At 49.7% G+C, this 19,815-nt stretch carries 14 protein-coding genes; 11 read left to right on the top strand and 3 right to left on the bottom strand.

The annotated features are described in order from the left end of the window. Positions 1 to 536 precede the first annotated feature (536 nt). Together pdxK and J7E85_RS26810 are read left to right on the top strand one after the other, a co-directional pair. Positions 537 to 1,349, top strand: a complete 813-nt coding sequence (pdxK, locus tag J7E85_RS26805) for a pyridoxine/pyridoxal/pyridoxamine kinase (RefSeq protein ID WP_215163021.1) — start codon at positions 537 to 539, stop codon at positions 1,347 to 1,349. 262 nt (positions 1,350 to 1,611) lie between these two features. Next, positions 1,612 to 2,274, top strand: a complete 663-nt coding sequence (locus J7E85_RS26810) for a YqaA family protein (RefSeq protein WP_215163022.1) — start codon at positions 1,612 to 1,614, stop codon at positions 2,272 to 2,274. Positions 2,275 to 2,565: 291 nt separating this feature from the next. On the opposite strand, the gene J7E85_RS26815 is transcribed toward J7E85_RS26810, so the two are convergent. After that, complete coding sequence (locus tag J7E85_RS26815; protein WP_098749017.1) at positions 2,566 to 3,186, bottom strand: hypothetical protein; 621 nt, start codon at positions 3,184 to 3,186, stop codon at positions 2,566 to 2,568. A 308-nt stretch (positions 3,187 to 3,494) separates the two neighbouring features. Between J7E85_RS26815 and J7E85_RS26820 the strand changes: the two genes are divergently transcribed. Further along, positions 3,495 to 4,568 (top strand): ATP-binding protein, encoded by a 1,074-nt coding sequence (locus J7E85_RS26820; protein WP_215163023.1) that lies wholly within the window; start codon positions 3,495 to 3,497, stop codon positions 4,566 to 4,568. Between the two features lie 61 nt (positions 4,569 to 4,629). Then, positions 4,630 to 5,853, top strand: coding sequence for an MFS transporter (locus J7E85_RS26825; protein WP_215163024.1), 1,224 nt, complete (start codon positions 4,630 to 4,632; stop codon positions 5,851 to 5,853). A gap of 167 nt (positions 5,854 to 6,020) precedes the next feature. On the opposite strand, the gene rnjA is transcribed toward J7E85_RS26825, so the two are convergent. Beyond that, positions 6,021 to 7,739 carry a ribonuclease J1 gene (rnjA, locus tag J7E85_RS26830; RefSeq protein ID WP_215163025.1) on the bottom strand — a complete coding sequence of 573 codons (1,719 nt, stop codon included), beginning with the start codon at positions 7,737 to 7,739 and terminating at the stop codon, positions 6,021 to 6,023. Positions 7,740 to 7,923: 184 nt separating this feature from the next. On the opposite strand from rnjA, the gene J7E85_RS26835 reads away from it, so the two are divergent. Next, the gene (locus J7E85_RS26835; protein ID WP_215163026.1) at positions 7,924 to 8,679 is read left to right on the top strand and encodes a YqcI/YcgG family protein; all 756 of its coding nucleotides are present in this window, start codon (positions 7,924 to 7,926) and stop codon (positions 8,677 to 8,679) included. Positions 8,680 to 8,998: 319 nt separating this feature from the next. Further along, entirely contained in the window at positions 8,999 to 10,414 is a 1,416-nt protein-coding gene (locus J7E85_RS26840) for a glycosyl hydrolase family 18 protein (protein ID WP_215163027.1), read from the top strand. Here the strand turns inward: J7E85_RS26840 and J7E85_RS26845 are convergent. Then, positions 10,409 to 11,287: a helix-turn-helix transcriptional regulator gene (locus tag J7E85_RS26845; RefSeq protein ID WP_215163028.1), complete on the bottom strand. Its 879-nt coding sequence runs from the start codon at positions 11,285 to 11,287 to the stop codon at positions 10,409 to 10,411. The genes J7E85_RS26840 and J7E85_RS26845 overlap by 6 nt on opposite strands. 171 nt (positions 11,288 to 11,458) lie before the next feature. Here J7E85_RS26845 and yicI point away from each other — a divergent pair, with 171 nt between their 5' ends. From yicI to J7E85_RS26870, 5 genes are all read left to right on the top strand, one after another. Next, entirely contained in the window at positions 11,459 to 13,786 is a 2,328-nt protein-coding gene (gene yicI / locus J7E85_RS26850) for an alpha-xylosidase (protein ID WP_215163029.1), read from the top strand. A 219-nt stretch (positions 13,787 to 14,005) separates the two neighbouring features. Beyond that, entirely contained in the window at positions 14,006 to 15,814 is a 1,809-nt protein-coding gene (locus tag J7E85_RS26855; RefSeq protein WP_215163030.1) for a sensor histidine kinase, read from the top strand. Further along, positions 15,789 to 17,345, top strand: coding sequence for a response regulator (locus J7E85_RS26860; protein ID WP_215163031.1), 1,557 nt, complete (start codon positions 15,789 to 15,791; stop codon positions 17,343 to 17,345). Before J7E85_RS26855 ends, J7E85_RS26860 begins: the two co-directional genes overlap by 26 nt. 554 nt (positions 17,346 to 17,899) lie before the next feature. Next, complete coding sequence (locus tag J7E85_RS26865) at positions 17,900 to 18,862, top strand: ABC transporter permease (RefSeq protein WP_215163032.1); 963 nt, start codon at positions 17,900 to 17,902, stop codon at positions 18,860 to 18,862. Positions 18,863 to 18,877: 15 nt separating this feature from the next. Continuing rightward, positions 18,878 to 19,786 carry a carbohydrate ABC transporter permease gene (locus tag J7E85_RS26870; RefSeq protein WP_215163033.1) on the top strand — a complete coding sequence of 303 codons (909 nt, stop codon included), beginning with the start codon at positions 18,878 to 18,880 and terminating at the stop codon, positions 19,784 to 19,786. Positions 19,787 to 19,815 lie beyond the last annotated feature (29 nt).

Raw genomic sequence — 19,815 nt, forward strand, 5'->3', positions numbered from 1 at the left:
GACGAGTCAATATCCACCGGACGGAGACTATTGACCGCCTTTGCATCCGTCTGTAAATCAAAAGTTCAGTTTATATAGTTCAGTTTTTTCACCCCCTCTTGTATAAAGGGGATTGGGAAAACAAGGGAGTTACAAACTGCTATTTGACAGGTCTCGTTCATATCAGCGATCGGAAGAACAATCCGCATGCGGAGTGATGTATAACTCTCAGAATTCGCCATCTGAGAATAGTCGCAAGTGAATTTTTCTTTAAGGGCTTAAAAGAAATGCTCCAACGGAGCAGGCGGAATTGTTCTGTAGAAGTGCAGCGTTCGCCTTTGCCCCCAGATTCCAACGATATAAATCGTGATTCAAAGGAATCTGGGGGCAACAGCGATCGGAAGGACAATCCGCATGCGGAGTGTTGCATCAGCTCAGAATTCGTCTTTGAATAGACTACGATTCGACATCTGCGAATACGCGATCAATGAATAGACGCCAATCCCAGTTTTTCTTATAATAGAGTAATCATTTTACAAGCGAAGGGAACATGGAACATGACGATACGAAAAGCACTAACAGTAGCGGGCTCGGATACGAGTGGCGGCGCTGGCATCCAGGCTGACTTGAAGACGTTTCAGGAATTTGACGTATACGGTATGACCGCACTGACCACGATTGTCTGCATGGAACCAAAGACATGGGACCATCAGGTTTTCCCGGTGGCGCTAGATATTGTAGAAACACAGTTGAAAACCGTGCTCGAGGGCATTGGCATCGACGCGATGAAGACCGGCATGCTCGGATCCGTAGAGATCATCGAGCTCGTGTCCCAGTATATCGACCGCTATAATCTGGAACGGATTGTCATCGATCCGGTGATGGTCTGCAAAGGCACGGATGAAGTGCTGCAGCCGGAAAATACGGAAGCGATGCTGGAGTTCCTTCTCCCGCGCGCCGATCTGGTAACACCAAATCTGTTCGAGGCGTCCCAACTGGCTAAGTCCGGCCCGATTACAACACTGGATCAAATGCAGGAGGCTGCGGCCATTATTCATGAGCGCGGCGCGAAGAATGTGCTGATTAAAGATAGAGGCAAGATCCGCGAAGGCAAAGCGATGGACCTGCTCTATGACGGAGACAGCTTTGAATGGTTCGAGGCTGATACCATTGTAACGAAGTACACCCATGGCGCGGGCTGCACGTCATCCGCTTCCATTACAGCTAATCTTGCCAAAGGCTTAACCGTTCGCGAGTCGGTACAGCAAGCGAAGGCATTCATTACCCAAGCCATCTCGAATGGCTTCCCGCTGAATGAATTTGTAGGTCCGACAAGACACTCCGCGCACCGCAGTTTATCTGCAAATTAAACAAAATACATTTTTTTGCAAGCTTATTCATGGATGAAATTCGGCTTGCAGAGAGTGACCCCAAACCTTTCTTCCAAGAAGAAAGGTTTTTTTGTTGTTAGTTGAACTTGCTGCATATAGTGTATAGGAGCAAAGGCATGCTTCGTTTTACGCGTTTTTTCCGCAGGGATAGGAGCGGCTTAGGTCCTTTCCAGTATAATTATGTGCTATACTTTATAAAGGGTCTGATAGAAACAGGAAGAAAATGTTTAGGGGTTGAGACATGTTTCAGGACATTTTGGATTTTTTGATCAAGTTTGGTCCATGGGGATTGTTTATTCATTCGTTTGCAGATGCTGTAATTTTTCCGGTTCCCGCCTTTTTTCTGCAAGTTTCGCTAAGCATCATGCATCCGCAGAATGCGCTGTGGCTCGCAACATATGGCTTTATCGGGTGCTTGCTGGGGACGCCGCTGGGTTATTTAATCGGAAAGCTGCTTGGGAAGTCGGTACTATATAAGATTTTGAAAAAAGAGTGGATTGACGCTGCTACGAACATGTTCCAGAAAAACGGCGAGGCCGCTATATTGATTGGTTCTTTTACGCCGGTACCCTTTAAGGTGTTCACGATTCTATCGGGGTGTTTGAACTTCCCGTTATGGAGACTTCTTGCCTATGCCGCTATAGGCAGAGCAACCAAGTTTTATGTTATAGGTACCTTGTTTTACCTGTACGGTAACGCGGCAGAAGGTATGGTTAAGGATGTATCGTTATATATTGCGCTTATTGCCATTCCGCTTCTGTTGATCGGTGTGTACTTTAACCGCAAACGTAAGCGTAAGAAAATGGAGCAGGAAAAGCTGGCAGAATCTACTATCGAATCTAGCCCCGCTGTGGTCGAAAAGACGGTGCTGGAGCAGACGTCGGACCAGACTCCATCCGCTTAATGCTAAACATGACGCAGGGGGTTACCCCCGCGAGGAACATACAAAAAAGCAGCCGGGTGAGAGTGAGGCCACTGAAAAAGCCGCTCTTCTAAAAATAATAAAATATCAGAAAAAAACGAGCCTCCAGAATCGCTTCTAAGGCTCGTTTCGTATTTAGGGAGACATTTTTGATCCCCCAAATTTCTTGATTTTTTCAAAAACATTAGTTTTTCAGTGGCCTCGTGAGAGCCCGGCTGCTTTTTTCCAAGGTATCAGAGAAACATATCTATATGATAGCAACATATTTCAGTATTAACCCGTTTTTCCGAATCTGAAGAACTTGCCGCGGCCTTTCGTTGTCACAGGAGTAAACGTCGGTGATGGGGATAGCGGGGATGTCATGTCTTGAGCAAGATACCCGTGGAGAGGTCCACGGTAGACTTCATTCAACTGCGATGAATGGGAGAAATCCTCCGGCGTTACAAGATGACAAGGCTTGTTCACAGGCCGCAGGCCTGCTTGCTCCAGCACCGTAGCAACAAAGTGGGAGCAGAAGAAAGCATCGTCACGATCAATATGAATCCGAAACAATATACCCAGCAGCCCTAGCAGATTATATTTGTAGCGGTCCTGATCACGCATCATCTCTTTGACAAGGTTGTGCATGCGTTGATAGTCTTCATTACTAACGCGGAAGCGATATACCGCGCATTCCGAAGTGTAGAAGAAGGGGTCGCGTAGATTCTCGCGAACTAAACCGCCGTCAAACGGGTTGTTCGCCTTCTTTCGCCCAAAGCTGTACACTTCGCGTAATTCGGAATCAAACGCGATGGATGCATGGTTGAGTGGGGCCTTCGTGAAATATTGGATCATTCTGCTGAACCAGGTGCCCGTGCCTGTAAGCACAATCCAAATATCTTGTTCCGTGTACATACTCGCAAACTCCTTTGTTAACGGTCCTAACGACTAGCAATTGTAAATGACTTGCTTTCTCTCACAATAAACGAAAAAGCCATAGCGTTCAAGTCAAAAAAACCATTTTCTCTCAGTTTCACTAGAATAGCGCTGGAATTGCCACCAAAAATTAGAAACCTCATCACAATATATTCGCCCCATGTCCAAATTATCCTTTGGTTTGCTTTATTTATATTTTTCAATAGGCGAGAGGAAAGGAGAAGCAAACCGATATCTCGAAATATGTAAAACGATTGAACAATGAAAGACAGGAGGATCTCCAAACGATGATGAATAGTGAACGTCTCAGCTATGATTTTATGGTCCAAGCGATTGAAGTAGCGCCGATTGGAACCGTATTCATCGATTCAGAGGGGAACATTATCACAATTAATCCCGCTGCTTGCGTCATGCTGGGGTATGAGGCGGAAGAGTGTCTGCACCATCCCTATTACGATTGGATTTATCCGGAAGATGTGAATAAGGACAAAGATGGGATGGAGAAGCTAATGTCGGGTAAGACCGCTTCTTTGCAAATGGAGAAGAGACTGATACATAAACAAGGCGATATCAGGTGGGTATCTTGTATGCTAAGCACAGCCCGTAGCAGGGAAGGAAGAACACTTGGCTATGTGGCACATTTTACGGATATTACCGATATGAAAAAGGCCGCCCATCAAGAAGAGGAGCGGCTGATCCAGTCCGATAAGCTGTCCATGGCCGGTCAACTTGCGGCAGGGATCGCCCATGAAATCCGTAACCCCATGACTTCCATTAAAGGGTTCGTGCAGCTCATTCGCTCCGGCGCCGGCCGGAAGGATGAATATTTTGATATTATCTCCTCGGAGATCGAAAGGATCGAGATGATCGTAAGTGAGCTTCTGTTTTTGGCGAAGCCGCAAAGCGTGAAATTCGAGCGTGCCGATATCCGGCAGCTCCTGGACCAAGTGATTACTCTATTAAATACGCAGGCCATCATACATAACGTCGAGATTATAAAGGATTTCGGAGAGCGAGAGGCCAATGTCGAGGGTGATGTGAATCATCTGAAGCAGGTGTTCATCAATTTTATTAAAAATGCCGTGGAATCCATGCCGGGGGGCGGGGAGTTGACCATTCGGCTGGAGAGTAGCGATGACCATACTGTGGCCATCCATTTTACGGATCACGGCTGCGGGATTCCCGAAGCAATCCTCTCTCGTCTCGGGGAACCGTTCTTCACCACGAAGGAGAAAGGCAATGGCCTGGGCTTCATGATCAGCAAAAAAATGATCGAGGACCACAAGGGACAGGTTCATGTATCCAGCAAGCTTCATGAGGGAACGACCATAAAGGTAATTCTGCCGCTCAGCATAATCTAGCTTGACCAGACGTATGGTTCGCTCTACATTATAGAAAGATATAGGAGAGGGGGCGGCCAACATGGGCAATATGCAATTGTTAAAAGAGCCGAAGCGGCGCAAGCTGCTGATCAGTGCGGGTGCCAGCTGGATGTTTGATGCGATGGATGTCGGAATGATTTCGTTTGTTGTCGCGGCATTGGCAGCCGAATGGTCGCTGAGCTCGCAGCAGGTAGGGATTCTGACAAGTACCACATCGATCGGAATGGTATTCGGCGCGGCCATGGCTGGATTCTTGGCTGATAAATATGGACGGAAAAATATTCTGCTGTGGACGCTGCTCATATTCTCGATCGCGAGCGGTCTTTCCGCGCTGGCTACCGGCTTTATCATGCTGTGCTTGATGCGCTTTATTGCCGGCTTCGGACTTGGCGGAGAGCTTCCCGTTGCATCCACGCTGGTATCAGAAAGCATGCCGGTTCATGAACGGGGAAGAGCGGTTGTGCTGTTGGAAAGCTTCTGGGCGGCAGGCTGGATACTATCCGCGCTCATCGCTTACTTTGTCATCCCGGATTACGGCTGGCGGGCTGCTTTTGTTATTGGAGCTCTGCCTGCTTTTTATGCGCTCTATCTGCGGCGTGCCATCGAGGATTCGCCAAGATATCTTGAGCAGAAAGCAAAGGCTGCCCCTAAGCTGACCTTCGGGCAGCGAGTGGCTTCGGTCTGGTCGGTTGAACATCGGCGTACGAGCATTATGCTGTGGGTACTGTGGTTTACGGTCGTATTCTCGTATTACGGCATGTTCCTGTGGCTTCCGACCGTCATGGTCGATAAAGGGTTCAGTCTGGTCCGAAGCTTTCAGTATGTGTTGATTATGACGCTTGCCCAGTTGCCGGGTTATTTTACGGCCGCGTACTTTATAGAAAAGTTTGGACGGAAATTCGTTCTGGTTACCTATTTGGTGCTTACGGCCTTTAGCGCAATCTGGTTTGGTTACGCCAACACGGAAGGTTCGCTGCTGGCAGCAGGCATTTCCTTGTCATTCTTTAATCTGGGAGCATGGGGAGGTTTATATGCCTACAGTCCGGAACTCTATCCGACGAAGGTTCGTTCAACGGGGGTTGGGCTAGCAACGTCGTTTGGACGGATCGGCGGCGTTATTGCACCGCTGCTCGTCGGGGTGCTGAAGCAAAATGGCACCCGGATCGAATTCATTTTCGTGATGTTTTTCGTGACCATCCTGATCGGTGCGCTCGGCGTACTCGTACTTGGCAAGGAAACGAAAGGGCTGGAGCTTGCGGACTAAGGCTGAAGACCGCGTTTAGATGATTTTTTTCTTGCGATATCAGGTAGGACATGCTTTGAAGTGTATACTTTCTAATATCTGAAGAAAGGGTGGATCCGAAGGTTCAAATGACCTTGGATCCACCCTTTTATGTTGAGATACGGTTAAGGCTCAGAGTGACCGGAGCCTTATACTTCCATAATGGAAGGCATAATGTACGGGCTGCGGCCCAGTTCCCTTTTAAAATAACGGTTGAGTGTGTTGTTTGTCATCTGTTCCCAGGCAGCCCGGTTGTATTCGCGCTGTTCACCGGCTTTGTTCAGCTGCTTGCGCAGCATCGCTTCAGCTCTGCGTAGAAGAGGCTTGGAGTCCTGCATATATACAAACCCACGGGTAATCAGCTCCGGCCCGGAGAGCAGCTTGCGCGTCTCGCGATTGATGGTGATGGCGACGATGACAACGCCATCGTGAGCGAGCTGTACTCGTTCCTCAAGCAATTCCTTCTCATGGGTACGCAGCTCTCCATTATTGATGTAGACGTCTCCGGAGGGGATGTTCCGGCCTTTACGCGCATAGTTGCGGAATAGGGACAGCGTATTCCCAATGTTCATCAAATAAACATTGCTGTCGGCAACCCCAACCTGCACGGCGAGGTGACGATGATTGAGCATCATCCGGTATTCCCCGTGGATCGGCACAAAATACTTGGGACGCAAGCTGCTGATCATAAGCTTCAAATCCTCGCGGCAGCCGTGACCCGAAGTGTGGATATCGAGAATGGAGCCGTATTTAACTTCTGCTCCTGCCCGCATCAAGAGATCGATGCTGCGATTGACGTTCTGGGTATTCCCAGGAATCGGCGAAGACGAGAAGATAACAGTATCCTCCGGATGAATCTGGATCGAACGATGGGCACCTGAAGCGATTCGTGTCAGTGCCGCATTAGGCTCGCCCTGACTGCCTGTACAAATAATCAGCACCTGGTCATCGCGATAACGATTAACGGCTTTCACATCAATCATCATGCCGTCCGGCACGCGAATATAACCAAGCTCCTGACCAATCACAAACACCTTCTCCATGCTGCGGCCGACGATGGCGATTTTGCGGCCTGTTCGGATGGCAGCTTCAACAACCTGCTGCAGACGATGAACGTTCGATGCAAAGGTGGCAAACAGGATCCGTCCGGGACATTCCCGGAACAGACGCAGAATGGAATCGCCGACGGTGCGTTCAGAAGGAGTAAACCCGTCCCGCTCGCTATTGGTGCTGTCAGCCATCAGGGCCAGGACGCCACGTGCGCCGATATGCAGAATTTTGTGCAGATTGGCAGGCTTGTCCTCCGGCGTAAAGTCAAATTTAAAATCTCCGGTATGTACGATCGGCCCGTACGGGGTTTCCACAACGATCCCGAAGGCATCCGGAATGCTGTGGGTGGTTCTAAAGAAATGAACGGAAAGATGACGGAATGAAATCGTTTCGTCTTCATGGAATACGCGCAGATCACTCTGATCCAGCAGCCGATGCTCCTCCAGCTTCGCACGAACCAGGCCGATGGTCAGCGCCCCGCCATAGATCGGCATCTGGATTTGACGAAGCACATAGGGAATAGCCCCAATATGATCTTCATGTCCATGGGTCAGGAACATACCCTTTACTTTATGTTTGTTATCCAGTAAATAACGAATGTCCGGAATAATATAATCGACGCCACTCATTTCGGCATCCGGGAATTTCAGCCCGGCATCGATGATAATAATCTCATTTTTGAATTCCACACCGTACATGTTCTTGCCGATTTCGCCAAGCCCCCCCAGCGCAAAGATGCGCACAGGTGGAGCGGAAGGCCTCGGTTTTTTGGCGGGTTTGGCAGTTTGAATCTGATCTGTTAACAGGGGTTTAGACATAATGTGAAAGAATCCTCTCTATGGTAATTAAGGCATAAGCCTGGTCATTTTAATTTCTTCTCTACTTAAGATATCAGAAAGTTCAAGCTTTTGGGAAACGCTTTTCAAAATTCATGTGCATTTCGCACGAGACAGTCACCTATTTTTACCCACTCTTATATGCTGTAGAAGAGGGGGTCTCGTGATGAGCGGTTTATTGAGGTTGGACGATATGGATGCTGTCCATGGATTGCAGGAGGAATGGCAGCGGAAAGCGATAACCAAGCTGACCGAGAAAATGACGGACCGTTACGCCAAATTCCCTTGTATTCCCGCAGTGCAAGGACATGCACTGAATCATTTTAGATACGGCTTTATTCATCAAGGTGAATCACAGGCCGCGGCGGAACAGCTGGCTGCTCTGCTGCGCGAGTACGGACTCGGCTCCAGGGACTTCGGGCCATATACTTCACTTGTCGTCATGATCTGTACGGAGCATGGCCGCGATAGCCTGGAAGGCGCCCAATATTATGAGCGCTTGTTCTGGCAGCTGTTAAGCCGGACAACCGAATACGATACGGAGCCTTGGCCGACGGATCTGCCGGAGGAGCCTACGGATCATCTGTGGGAATTTTGTTTTGCAGGCGAGCCTTATTTTGTTTATTGCGGCACACCGGCACATGAGCTTCGCCAGAGCAGATACTTTCCCTACATGATGCTTGCTTTTACGCCTCGTTGGGTTCTGAAGCAGTTCAATGCCCGAACAAGGCAAGCAGAACACACCAAGGGATTGATTCGTCAGCGGTTAGCCAAATATGATCCCGTACCACCGCACCCTGACTTGAAGTTCTACGGGGCGGAGGATAACTATGAATGGAAGCAATATTTTTTGCGGGATAACACGGAGTCACTATCGAAATGTCCGTTTGCAAGGCGGCACAAAGAGATCAATCAACAATAAGAAATAACACGTTGCTATCATCATACCCTAAATCGGAGTCAGGGTTAACCATGCTTTCTTTTTATGAGCTGCCTCATTCGCGGTAATCCGCAGTGTGACAGCTTTTTTTGCGTAGAAGTGCTGATAGGTGCAGGATATAGGATTTTGCCCCTGAATAAGTAAATCTTATCCTTGTTGTACAAAAAATTGCCAAGTTACACTTAAAGTGCGTCATATCATTTCATCTGTTGCGTTAGGAGGTGTGCAAGGTACGAAGCTTTCACCAGCTTTGAAACCGCTTTAATAACCATAATCAATTAGCGAAGGAGTTGTTTGATGAATGACAAGGTTGTCCAGAACGATGAGAGGATGGATTCTCGGATTCATCGCCCTGCTGGTGCTTAGTATGTTCCCTGTGTACAATGCTCAAGCCGCTGAGGCCTGTACGGAGCCTGCTTGGAGCAGTTCTGCCGTGTATGGCGGGGGTAATATCGTATCCTACAACAGTCATGCCTGGAAAGCGAAATGGTGGACACAGGGCGAGGTGCCTGGAACGACTGGACAATGGGGTGTATGGGAAGACCTTGGAGCATGCAATCCCGGGACGCCGCCTGTAGACCCCCCGGTGGATCCACCAGTAGACCCTCCTGTAGACCCTCCTGTAGACCCTCCGCTGCCTGGTGACCGTATGTATGTCGCTTACGCGAGCTCTTGGAACACCAGTATCTACGATCTGACTACCGCTAACATTCCCAATTACATCACCCATCTCAATCTTGCATTCGTAAGGCCGGACACCACGTATACCCAAGGATCCTATGCGTTTGATCAAGCCATTGCAGGCTTGGAATTTGTGGAAGGGGCGACGACGCCGAACGGTCAACGTAAATTTACAGCCCAGCAGTCCCAGGATCTGCGTAACAACATTGCATCTCTCAGAGCCCGCGGAACGAAAGCGTTCCTATCGGTAGGAGGCTGGTCATACAGCCAAGGTTCACAGTGGTCCGGATTCAATGCCAAGAACATAGTGGATTTGGCTCTCGATCTTGGCGCTGCCGGCGTCGACATTGACTGGGAATCCAGCGGCAGCAGCTGCAACAAAGGAACAGCCGCTCAGTTCAGCTGCACTAAGGATGGAGAAATCGCGGGCATTATTACGAGTCTCTATAATGAAATCCATGCAAGAAATGCGAATCTGCAGATTTCCATCGCCGGTTGGTCCACGGGCGCTTATTACGTGAAAGGAACGCCGTTTGAAGAAGGCAAGGTCCAATGGGGATCTCCTTTTGGCGGTACCATGTATCGCGTAGTCAAGGATCATGGCAGCAGGATCAACTTCATCAATCTGATGTCCTACGATGGCGGTATTTATTACGATCCGCGTGAAGGCTATGAATCGTATAAAGCGATATACAACGGACCTATCAATATGGGCATGCAGATTGCACCGGAGGGATCCGGCGGGGCTGTCCTGCAACTGAATGCCGCACCAGGCACGGTATATGATGCCGACATGATGAATGGTCAGAATAATATCGCAACGTCCTATTATAATGTAGAAACGATGGTGAACTACATCAAGAATAAGGGAAGAGCGAATGATGGATTCATGCTGTGGCAGCTCTGGAAACAGCGGGTTCATCAGCCAGCTCCGTCAGGTGCTGCAAATGAGAACAGCGCGGGCCAGTACGTATGCCGTAACCTGCCGCTTCCGGGAGATTGCAATCAGACCATACCAAGTCTGCCGAAATTATAATTTTTTCCGATATTCCGAAGGCGTGCAGTCCATGATCTTACGAAAGACTCGAACAAAATAACTGATGTGCCCAAATCCGACATCGAGTGCGATGTCGGATATTTTATTGTCCGGCTGACGAAGGAGTTCCGCTGCCTGGCGAACGCGATAGGAATTCATATAATCAACGGGCGTTTGCCCGGTCATGGATTTGAAGAAGCGGCAGAACTGGCCTTCGCTCATCGGGATCAGATCAGCCAGCTCACTCAGCCGGATGGGACGGTGATAATGATTCTGGATGTAGAGAATGACTTTCTTCAAGCGTTCCGTTCTCACCATATCCGCTGTTTCGCTCCGGCTCCGGTTGACCAGCCGGCCAGAGGATGCGGCCTGAAATAACATGAGAAACAGATGTCCCTTAATAGCGACCTCATAACCAGCAGGTTTGTGCTTCGACAGCAGCGTCATTTCCTTTATATGCTGAAGCAGCTGCTCATCGGTCTCGGATGTCATCCATCTTGGAAAGGTGGCTCTTCGCTCCTGAAAGGGAACAATCATTTCTTCCTGTACAAGATCGTAGCTGCTGCTTGCAAGCATGCCGAAATCGAACACCATCGCACAGAAACTGCACCCTTGATCGCCCCGGGCATGACCGGTGTGAAGGTCTCCTCCATCGATAAATATCGCTTCACCCGCCCGGACAGGGATATATTCCGAGTCGATCTGAAACAGAACCTCGCCTTCGATCACGTAGAAAATTTCCGCTTCCTTATGCCAATGGGAGTCTACCACATGGTTACCGGGGGCAAATTGATGCCAGTAGGCACCAAACGGGAAACGTTCATTTCCGTGGACGGTGCTTTCTTTTAACAACTGGCGAAAGGATTGATCCATCATATACCTCCTTGGAATGAACAGCCGTTTGAGTGATGTCATCTTATATCAAAATTATGCTATAAAACAACGTAATACTGTTAGAATAGCCTGAAATAGATCAGTATAATGATATTATAACGCTTACATCTTAAAGTTCAATTTTCATCAAATAGAAAGGCGGATTAAAAAATGAAATTTACAGACGGCAATTGGCTTATCCGGGAAGGATATTCCGTTTCGGGAGCGGTTCAGGCTTATGATTTTGCGGTAAAAGGAGATGCGTTGACAGCCTATGCCTCCACGGCCCCGATTCCGGGTAGAGGAGCAACCATTAATGCGCAGCTGATCACCGTGCAGTTTCATTCTCCGGCGCCCGGCGTCATCGGTGTAAAGCTGGTGCACTATGCGGGGGTAAGAGATCGTGGACCTGCATTCGAATTGTACAAACAGGAAGGTGACCATGCGGTCATTGAAGAGAATGATCAGGAAGCGGTTCTTCGCAGCGGCAATTTGAGCGTTGTGATCAAGAAAGGCCCGGAATGGTCGGTTCACTTCTATAGAGGAGAAGAACGCATTACCGGCAGCAGAGCCAAATCGATGGCACATATCGTGGAAGATGGCGGACAGACCTACATGCGCGAAGAGCTGGATCTTGGCGTAGGCGAGTGGGTATACGGTCTTGGCGAGCGATTCACTTCGTTTGTGAAGAATGGCCAGGTCGTGGATATTTGGAACCAGGATGGCGGTACAAGCTCCGAGCAAGCCTATAAAAATATTCCGTTCTATCTGACGAATAAGGGCTATGGCGTGTTTGTCAACCAACCGGACCTCGTGTCCTTTGAAGTGGCATCGGAGAAAGTGAAGAAGGTGCAGTTCAGCGTGCCAGGCGAGTCACTGGAGTACTTTGTTATTGATGGACCGGATCCGAAAGGCGTGCTGGACAAATACACGAACCTGACAGGCAAACCGGCACTGCCGCCGGCTTGGACCTTCGGATTGTGGCTTTCGACCTCTTTTACAACCCAATATGACGAAGCAACCGTAAACTCCTTTGTTGACGGTATGCTGGAGCGCGATATCCCGCTGGAAGTGTTCCACTTTGACTGCTTCTGGATGAAGGGGCTCAACTGGACGGACTTCCAATGGGATGAAGAGGTTTTCCCGGATCCTGAAGGCATGCTGAAGCGTTTGAAAGAAAAAGGCTTGAAAATCTGCGTGTGGATCAATCCGTATATCGCGCAACGCTCGCGTCTCTTTGAGGAAGCCCGTGAGAAGGGCTATCTGGTGAAGAAAGCGAATGGCGATGTGTGGCAGTGGAATCTGTGGCAGCCGGGTATGGCACTGGTGGACTTCACGAATCCGGACGCATGCGAATGGTATGCCGGGTACCTGCGCGAGCTGGCAGATATGGGCGTGGACAGTTTCAAGACGGATTTCGGCGAACGCATTCCGACGGATGTTGTTTATTTTGACGGTTCCGATCCGCATAAAATGCACAACTACTACACCCAGCTCTATAACAAAGTGGTCTTTGATGTGCTGGTGGAGAAGTTCGGCAAGAATCAGGCAGCCGTATTTGCACGCTCTGCAACCGTAGGCGGACAGCAGTTTCCTGTTCACTGGGGCGGCGATTGCTATGCGGATTACGAATCGATGGCGGAGAGCCTGCGCGGCGGCTTGTCCCTTGGTCTCGGAGGTTTCGGCTTCTGGAGCCATGACATTGGCGGCTTCGAAAATACGGCTCCGGCGCATGTATTCAAACGCTGGCTGGCATTTGGCTTGCTGTCCAGTCACAGCCGTCTGCACGGCAGCAGCTCTTACCGGGTGCCGTGGTCTTATGACGAGGAGGCAGTGGACGTTACGCGCTTCTTCACGAAGCTGAAGAGCCGTCTGATGCCTTATCTGTTCCATACCGCCGTACAGGCATCGGAGCAAGGGGTGCCAAGCATGCGCGCCATGTTCCTGGAATTCCCGGAAGACCCGGCCGTTGAAATGCTGGATCGTCAATATATGCTGGGAGATTCCCTGCTTGTGGCACCGGTATTCAGCGAGAACGGCGATGTGAAGTACTATCTGCCGAAGGGCCGCTGGACGCATCTGTTAACCGGAGAAACGGTGGATGGCGGAGCTTGGCGCAAGGAAACGTACGGTTTCCTCGGGCTGCCGTTGTTTGTACGCAGCAACTCGTTCCTCGCCTTGGGAGCAACCGACAACCGTCCGGAATATGACTATGCAGACAGAGTTGAACTTGGCTTGTATGCATTGGAAGACGGCAGCGAGGCTTCGGTTACCGTTCGCAACATGAATGGGGAGACCGAGCTTGTTGTGCGGGCGGTACGTGCAGGCAGCCGGATTGATTTTACGGTGGAAGGCAGCGGCAAGCCATTCTCCGTGAAGCTGCATGACATGGGATCCGTTTCATCTGTGGAGGGCTCGGGAGTGAGCCTGCAAGAAGACAGCATTCAAATGGAAGCCGGACAACATGCGCTGACCTTCACGGCAGCTCTGGAAGGGTAAGCTCGATGAACGCCTGTTTGATAAAAGGGAAAAAAGCATAGCGAAGATGAGCCCGGACCAGCCTTATGCTGGAGTCGGGCTTCTTCCATATTTTGAATGGACTTGAACAAACGGCAATGCTGATATAATAGGCCTGCGGCAGGTTTATTCACGAATAGTTGTAACCGTTTTCTTTTAGAGGCTTGCCGAAGATTAAAGGACAGGAGCGAAGACGGTCTGATGTTATCTTATTTCATTCAACTTGTGAATGACATGAAAATCCGCAACAAATTGATATTGTCTTTTGTTGTCGTGGTCTTTGTGCCGGTTGCCATCGTGGGGATATTCCTTACGGGCGAGCTCCGCAAGTTTGCTTTCAACAATGCGTTGGAGCAGGCTTACCAGAACGTGGACCGGGTCAAGAAACGGTCCACCGAAGTCATCAACGTGGCAGACGATTTATCCTATCGGCTATCCTACGACGAGCGTCTGAGAAATCTTGCTAGCCAGCAATATGAAAGCGTATACGACGTATTTGTGGCTTACAGGGAGTATCCCGATTTACAGCAGGCGATTCGGATGTACAAGGAAATATCGAATATCCGTTTCTACAGTGAGAACCCCACCATGCTGAACAATTGGGAGTTCCTTTATCCCGAGGATGAAATCAAGAGAACGGAATGGTATCAGCGAGCCGAGGATGATATTGGAGTCATCTACTGGGACTATATTACGGATGAACGAGATCAGAAGGTTTACCTCAGCTTAATCAAGGGGGTTGATCTTGGAAGCAAGGACAATCGTGGTGTACTGGTTATCAATGTCAATACGGGTATGCTGAACACGATCCTCAGCCAAGAAACGTTTGACACCATTATTGTGGACAGCAATAACAATATTGTCGCCGCTAACCGCCCGGAGCTGTACGGGAAGACGCTAGCCGAGATTCAAGATACCAGCGGGGTTGTATACCATGCGAGCGGAAGCTATGAATCGGTCATCCATGATGAAGCCTCCAAGGTGTTGATTGAACCGTTGAATACGGAATCCGGGGTTAATGGCCTGCGCATTATTTCCATATTTTCGATTGATAGCATCGTGGCGGACGCCAACCGGATCAGCAAGCTGGCGATGACGGTCATCATCATTAGTCTACTGCTGGCTGTTCTTTTGATCTACAGTTTCTCCTCACTGATCTCTAATCGGCTGCTGCGACTCAGCAAGCATATTACGAAGGTAGGTACCGGCAACCTCGGCGTTGCGATGGAAATTGACGGCAAGGATGAGATCGGCCAGTTATCCCGCCAATTCAACTCCATGGTCGGTAACATTAACGACCTGATGAACGAAGTGCAGGAGTCCAATGAACAGAAACGGTTAATGGAACAGAAGCAGAACGAAATTAAATTCAAAATGATGGCCAGTCAGATCAATCCGCACTTTTTGTTTAATGCCTTAGAGTCTATTCGCATGGAGGCCCATCTCAAGGGTGAGGACGAAATCGCCCGGATTGTGCGTCTGCTCGGTAAAATGATGCGAAGCAATCTCGAGATAGGCAGCGGAAAAACAACGATAAAAGACGAGATCGAGATGGTGCAGTGTTATCTGGATATTCAAAAATTCCGCTATGAGGATCGTCTGAAATATGAACTTCTGGTAGATCCCGAAGCGGACCGGGTCAGAATCCCACCGCTGATCATACAGCCGCTTGTGGAGAATGCGGTCATACATGGAATGGATCACAAGGAAGAGGGAACTTTCATCAGGGTGAGGGTCACTGGCAGCGAAGGGAAACTGCACGTCATGACCGAGGATAATGGAGCGGGTATAACCTTGGAGCGATTGCAGATGATCTATGGTTATTTGAACGATACCGATGAGAAGGAAGGAGGACGGATCGGGCTCCGAAATGTTCATGTCCGTCTGCAGCTTACCTACGGCCCTGAAGCGGGTCTGTTCATTTATAGCGAACCGGGGATTGGAACGCGCATTAAATTCAGTATTCCGACAGGAGGAGAGAGCGATGATGAAAGTGTTAATCGTGGATGACGAACCCAAGCTGCGCGAAGGACTGAAGAGCATTGTGCCATGGACCGAGCTTGGGTATCAGGTTGTTGGTACCGCAGCGAACGGGAGCGAAGCGCTGGAAAAGCACGGAATGTACGACCCTGACTTGATGCTGATTGATATTCGGATGCCGGGAATGGACGGCTTGCAGCTGATCGAAGCCATCCGAAACCTGGATTCTGAGATTCACCTGCTCATCCTGAGCGGATATGCTGATTTTGATTATGCCAAGCGGGCGATTTCCCATCGCGTGGACGGATACCTATTGAAACCGGTGGATGAGGACGAGCTGAGCAAGTATTTGCTTCAGATTAAAGAAGCCATCGAGCAGGAACAGGAGAGGAAGGCGCTGAATAGGGCAGCCTCCAATATGAGCCGCGAGCAGTTCATTCAGACATGGTTCAATCCGGAGAGTAAGCCCGATCCGGCGGCGTTACGGCATATCGCCGAGCGGTCAGGACTGTTATGGAACCATTACCAAGTGCTGATTATTCATCATAACGGCTACGATGAATCCGGTGAGGGAGCCAACGACCGGTTGAAAAACCAGCTGATTGAAGCTTTTGAAGAGAACGGCCGCGGCACGGTCTTTTCCATGCATGGACAACTTGGCGTTCTAATGCCCACGCCAGTATTGACCGCAGGAGGGCGGAAGGAATTGCTTCAGACGTTGGAGGATGCTGCCACACTGGCAGGTAGCTCAATTACGGCTTCATTGGGGCGCCAGGTTCATCGTCTGGAGGATGTAGCGGAGTCGTACCGCTGTGCAAAGGAACGGATTCGCGAACGCTTCTTCTATCCTCCCGGCGAGTTGTTATTTCCTGAATCCAAGCGGTTTGCTGGCGACATTACGGATGAAGAGCGGCAGCCTTATGATCCGGAGCAGCTGATGGAGCAGCTCTATTACGCTGTAGATGTAGGCAATGTCGAGGTGCAGCGGAAGCTGCTGCATGCTGCCGCGTATGCCATGGTCAATGAGGAGTATACGGAGGAAAGGATGAAGGGGGTGTTCGTGGAGCTCCTCACCGGCGTGCACAATAAGCTGATGCAGCATCAGCCAGAGCTGCAGTCCCGCACGAAGGAATATTCGGATCGGATTGCCGCGATATTTCGCCAGCGCACGGCCTGTGATTTGTGCCGCCATTCGTCCCAATTCCTGGAGGAGCTGATCTGGCAGGCGGGGGGTGGCGGACGAGATCAGGAGATGAAGCGGATCATGGACCTGATTCAGCGCAATTACAATGAGAATCTTAAACTGGAAACACTGGCCTCCGTATTTAATTACAACAGCGCCTACCTGGGGAAGATGTTCAAGAATACAACAGGAGAATACTTCAATACGTACCTCGATAAGGTCCGGATCAACAAGGCCAAGGATTATCTGAAACAGGGCATGAAGGTATATCAGGTTGCGGAGAAGGTCGGGTATACGAACGTAGATTATTTTCATAGCAAGTTTAAAAAATATGTCGGTACCTCTCCATCCAATTTCCGCAAGGAGCTGGACCTGTAACAGGAGTACCTGCACCAAGCAGGGCTGACTATACATCATCACCATCCCCCATGAGGCGCCGCGGTTATATACAGCGCACCTATAAACATGCTCCAGCTGCTCCGCATCGATTGATGTCGTATTCTAAAGGTTAATAATTGCTCTTCTCCTATAGCGTTCACTTACCATACAACCAGACTAAACATAAGTACTTTCATATCGCTGCCCTTTCAGACGCGACTAAGGTACGCGTCTTTTTGTTTCCCCTTACCTCCCCCAAGACATGACTGGGGGAGCCAAATGCTGCGAAGCTCCGAGCGGAGGGGCCGGAATCGTATCGTAGAAGCGACAGCGGTCGCCTTTAAAGCCGGGAAACAACCACCCTGTATCATCCGAAGTTTCCCGGGTTTAACAGCGATCGGAGATACGATCCGGACACGGAGCGGCATAAAGCTCTTCTGCATTTTCTCCTCAGTTAATGTCTAATTTTTATATGATTTTTAAGCCAATCCTTCGGGTACTTCCCCGCCGCAGCTTGGTTTATCATCAGGATATACAAGAGAGGAGGGGTTGGTTTGAAAGCGGTAACAAAGACAGAAGGTAGCATCCAACCTGCCGCAAAGAAAAAGAAAGGCTTTTGGACCACTTTCACAGAGCAGAAAGTACTGTACGGAATGTCGCTTCCATTCATCGTCATTGTATTTATCTTTAGTTATTTGCCGGTGTGGGGCTGGCTGATGGCATTCCAGAGTTACAAGCCGGGCAAAGGGATATTCGAGCAAAAATGGGTGGGCCTTGACCATTTCGCAGCACTTTTCTCGGACGATAAGTTTTATCTGGTGTTGCGAAATACACTCGCCATGAGTTTCATGGGATTGATCGTTGGATTCACGATTCCGATCCTATTCGCAGTCTTGTTGAATGAGCTTCGTGGAAGCGTATTCAAGAGGACCGTACAGACGATATCTTATCTGCCGCATTTTGTGTCCTGGGTCGTGGTTGCCGGTATCGTGACCAAAATGCTGTCAACAGATGGAGGCGCTGTCAATCAGCTGCTGATGTGGCTGGGGTTCATTGATCAGCCGATACAGTTCATGGCTCAGGGGAACCTGTTCTGGTACATCGTAACAGGCTCCGATATATGGAAGGAAATGGGCTGGAGCGCGATCATTTATTTGGCAGCGATTTCAGGAATTGATCAGGAACAGTTCGAAGCAGCCAAGGTTGACGGCGCGAGCCGAATTCGCCAAATATGGCATATTACACTGCCAAGCATCGCCCCAACGATTGCTATCCTGCTGATCATGTCCATCGGTCATCTGATCAGCATCGGTTTCGAGAAGCAGTTCTTGCTGGGTAATCCGCTGGTGGTGGATTATTCCGAAGTGCTGGACCTGTATGCGCTGAATTATGGGCTTGGCATGGGACGCTTTTCATTCGGTACGGCCATCGGAATGTTCAACTCCGTCGTAAGCATCATCCTACTGCTGCTTGCCAACGGCGCGTTCAAAAAATTCACGAAGCAATCGATTATGTAAGGGGAGGGAAACAGCATGGCACGAACCAAAACAGCATTCAAGCCCTCGCTCTCCGATCGGGTGTTTGATATCGTGAATTTTACCATCATGGCACTGGTCATGATTGTCACACTGTACCCGTTCCTGAACGTTCTGGCGATATCGCTGAACGATTCCGTCGATACGGTGCGCGGGGGAATCTACCTCTGGCCGCGGGAGTTCACGCTGGAGAACTATGTGCAGATTTTTAAATACGACGGCTTGGTCACCGGGGCCAAAAATACGATTCTCCGTACGCTTGCAGGGACCTTTCTGGGCTTGCTAAGCGGCACGATGCTGGGCTACGTCCTCAGCAGGGTAGACTTTCAGGGAAGAAGGTTCATGTCGACCTTTCTTGCGCTGACGATGTACTTCTCCGGCGGAATGATTCCGGTGTTCATCCTGATTCGCGACCTGAACATGATGAATTCGTTTCTGGTCTACATCATTCCGGGCATGGTGAGCGCGTTTAACGTATTCGTCATCCGGTCTTTCATCGACAGCCTGCCGTACTCGCTGCAGGAATCGGCAAAGCTTGACGGGGCCAACGATTTTACGATCTATTACAAAATCATTCTTCCGCTCTGTAAGCCCGTCCTGGCTACCATCGCCTTGTTCCTGGCCGTCGGGCAGTGGAATTCTTGGCTCGATACGTATCTCTATAACGGTAACGCACCTCATCTCACTACGCTCCAATTCGAGCTGATGAAGGTGCTGCAGAGCACGCAGGGACAAACCAGCGGCATGATGTCCGGGCAGAATATGGCCGAGATCGTGAAGCAGGTGTCGCCGGAATCGATCAAAATGGCGATCACGATTGTGGTCACGGTTCCGATATTGCTCGTCTATCCGTTCCTGCAGCGGTATTTTGTGAAAGGTATGACGCTTGGAGCCGTAAAAAGCTAAGCGTATTGGTATCAGCAGGTATTGCGTCC

It is taken from the genome of Paenibacillus sp. ISL-20 (assembly GCF_018613005.1).
GTDB lineage: Bacteria > Bacillota > Bacilli > Paenibacillales > Paenibacillaceae > Paenibacillus_AQ.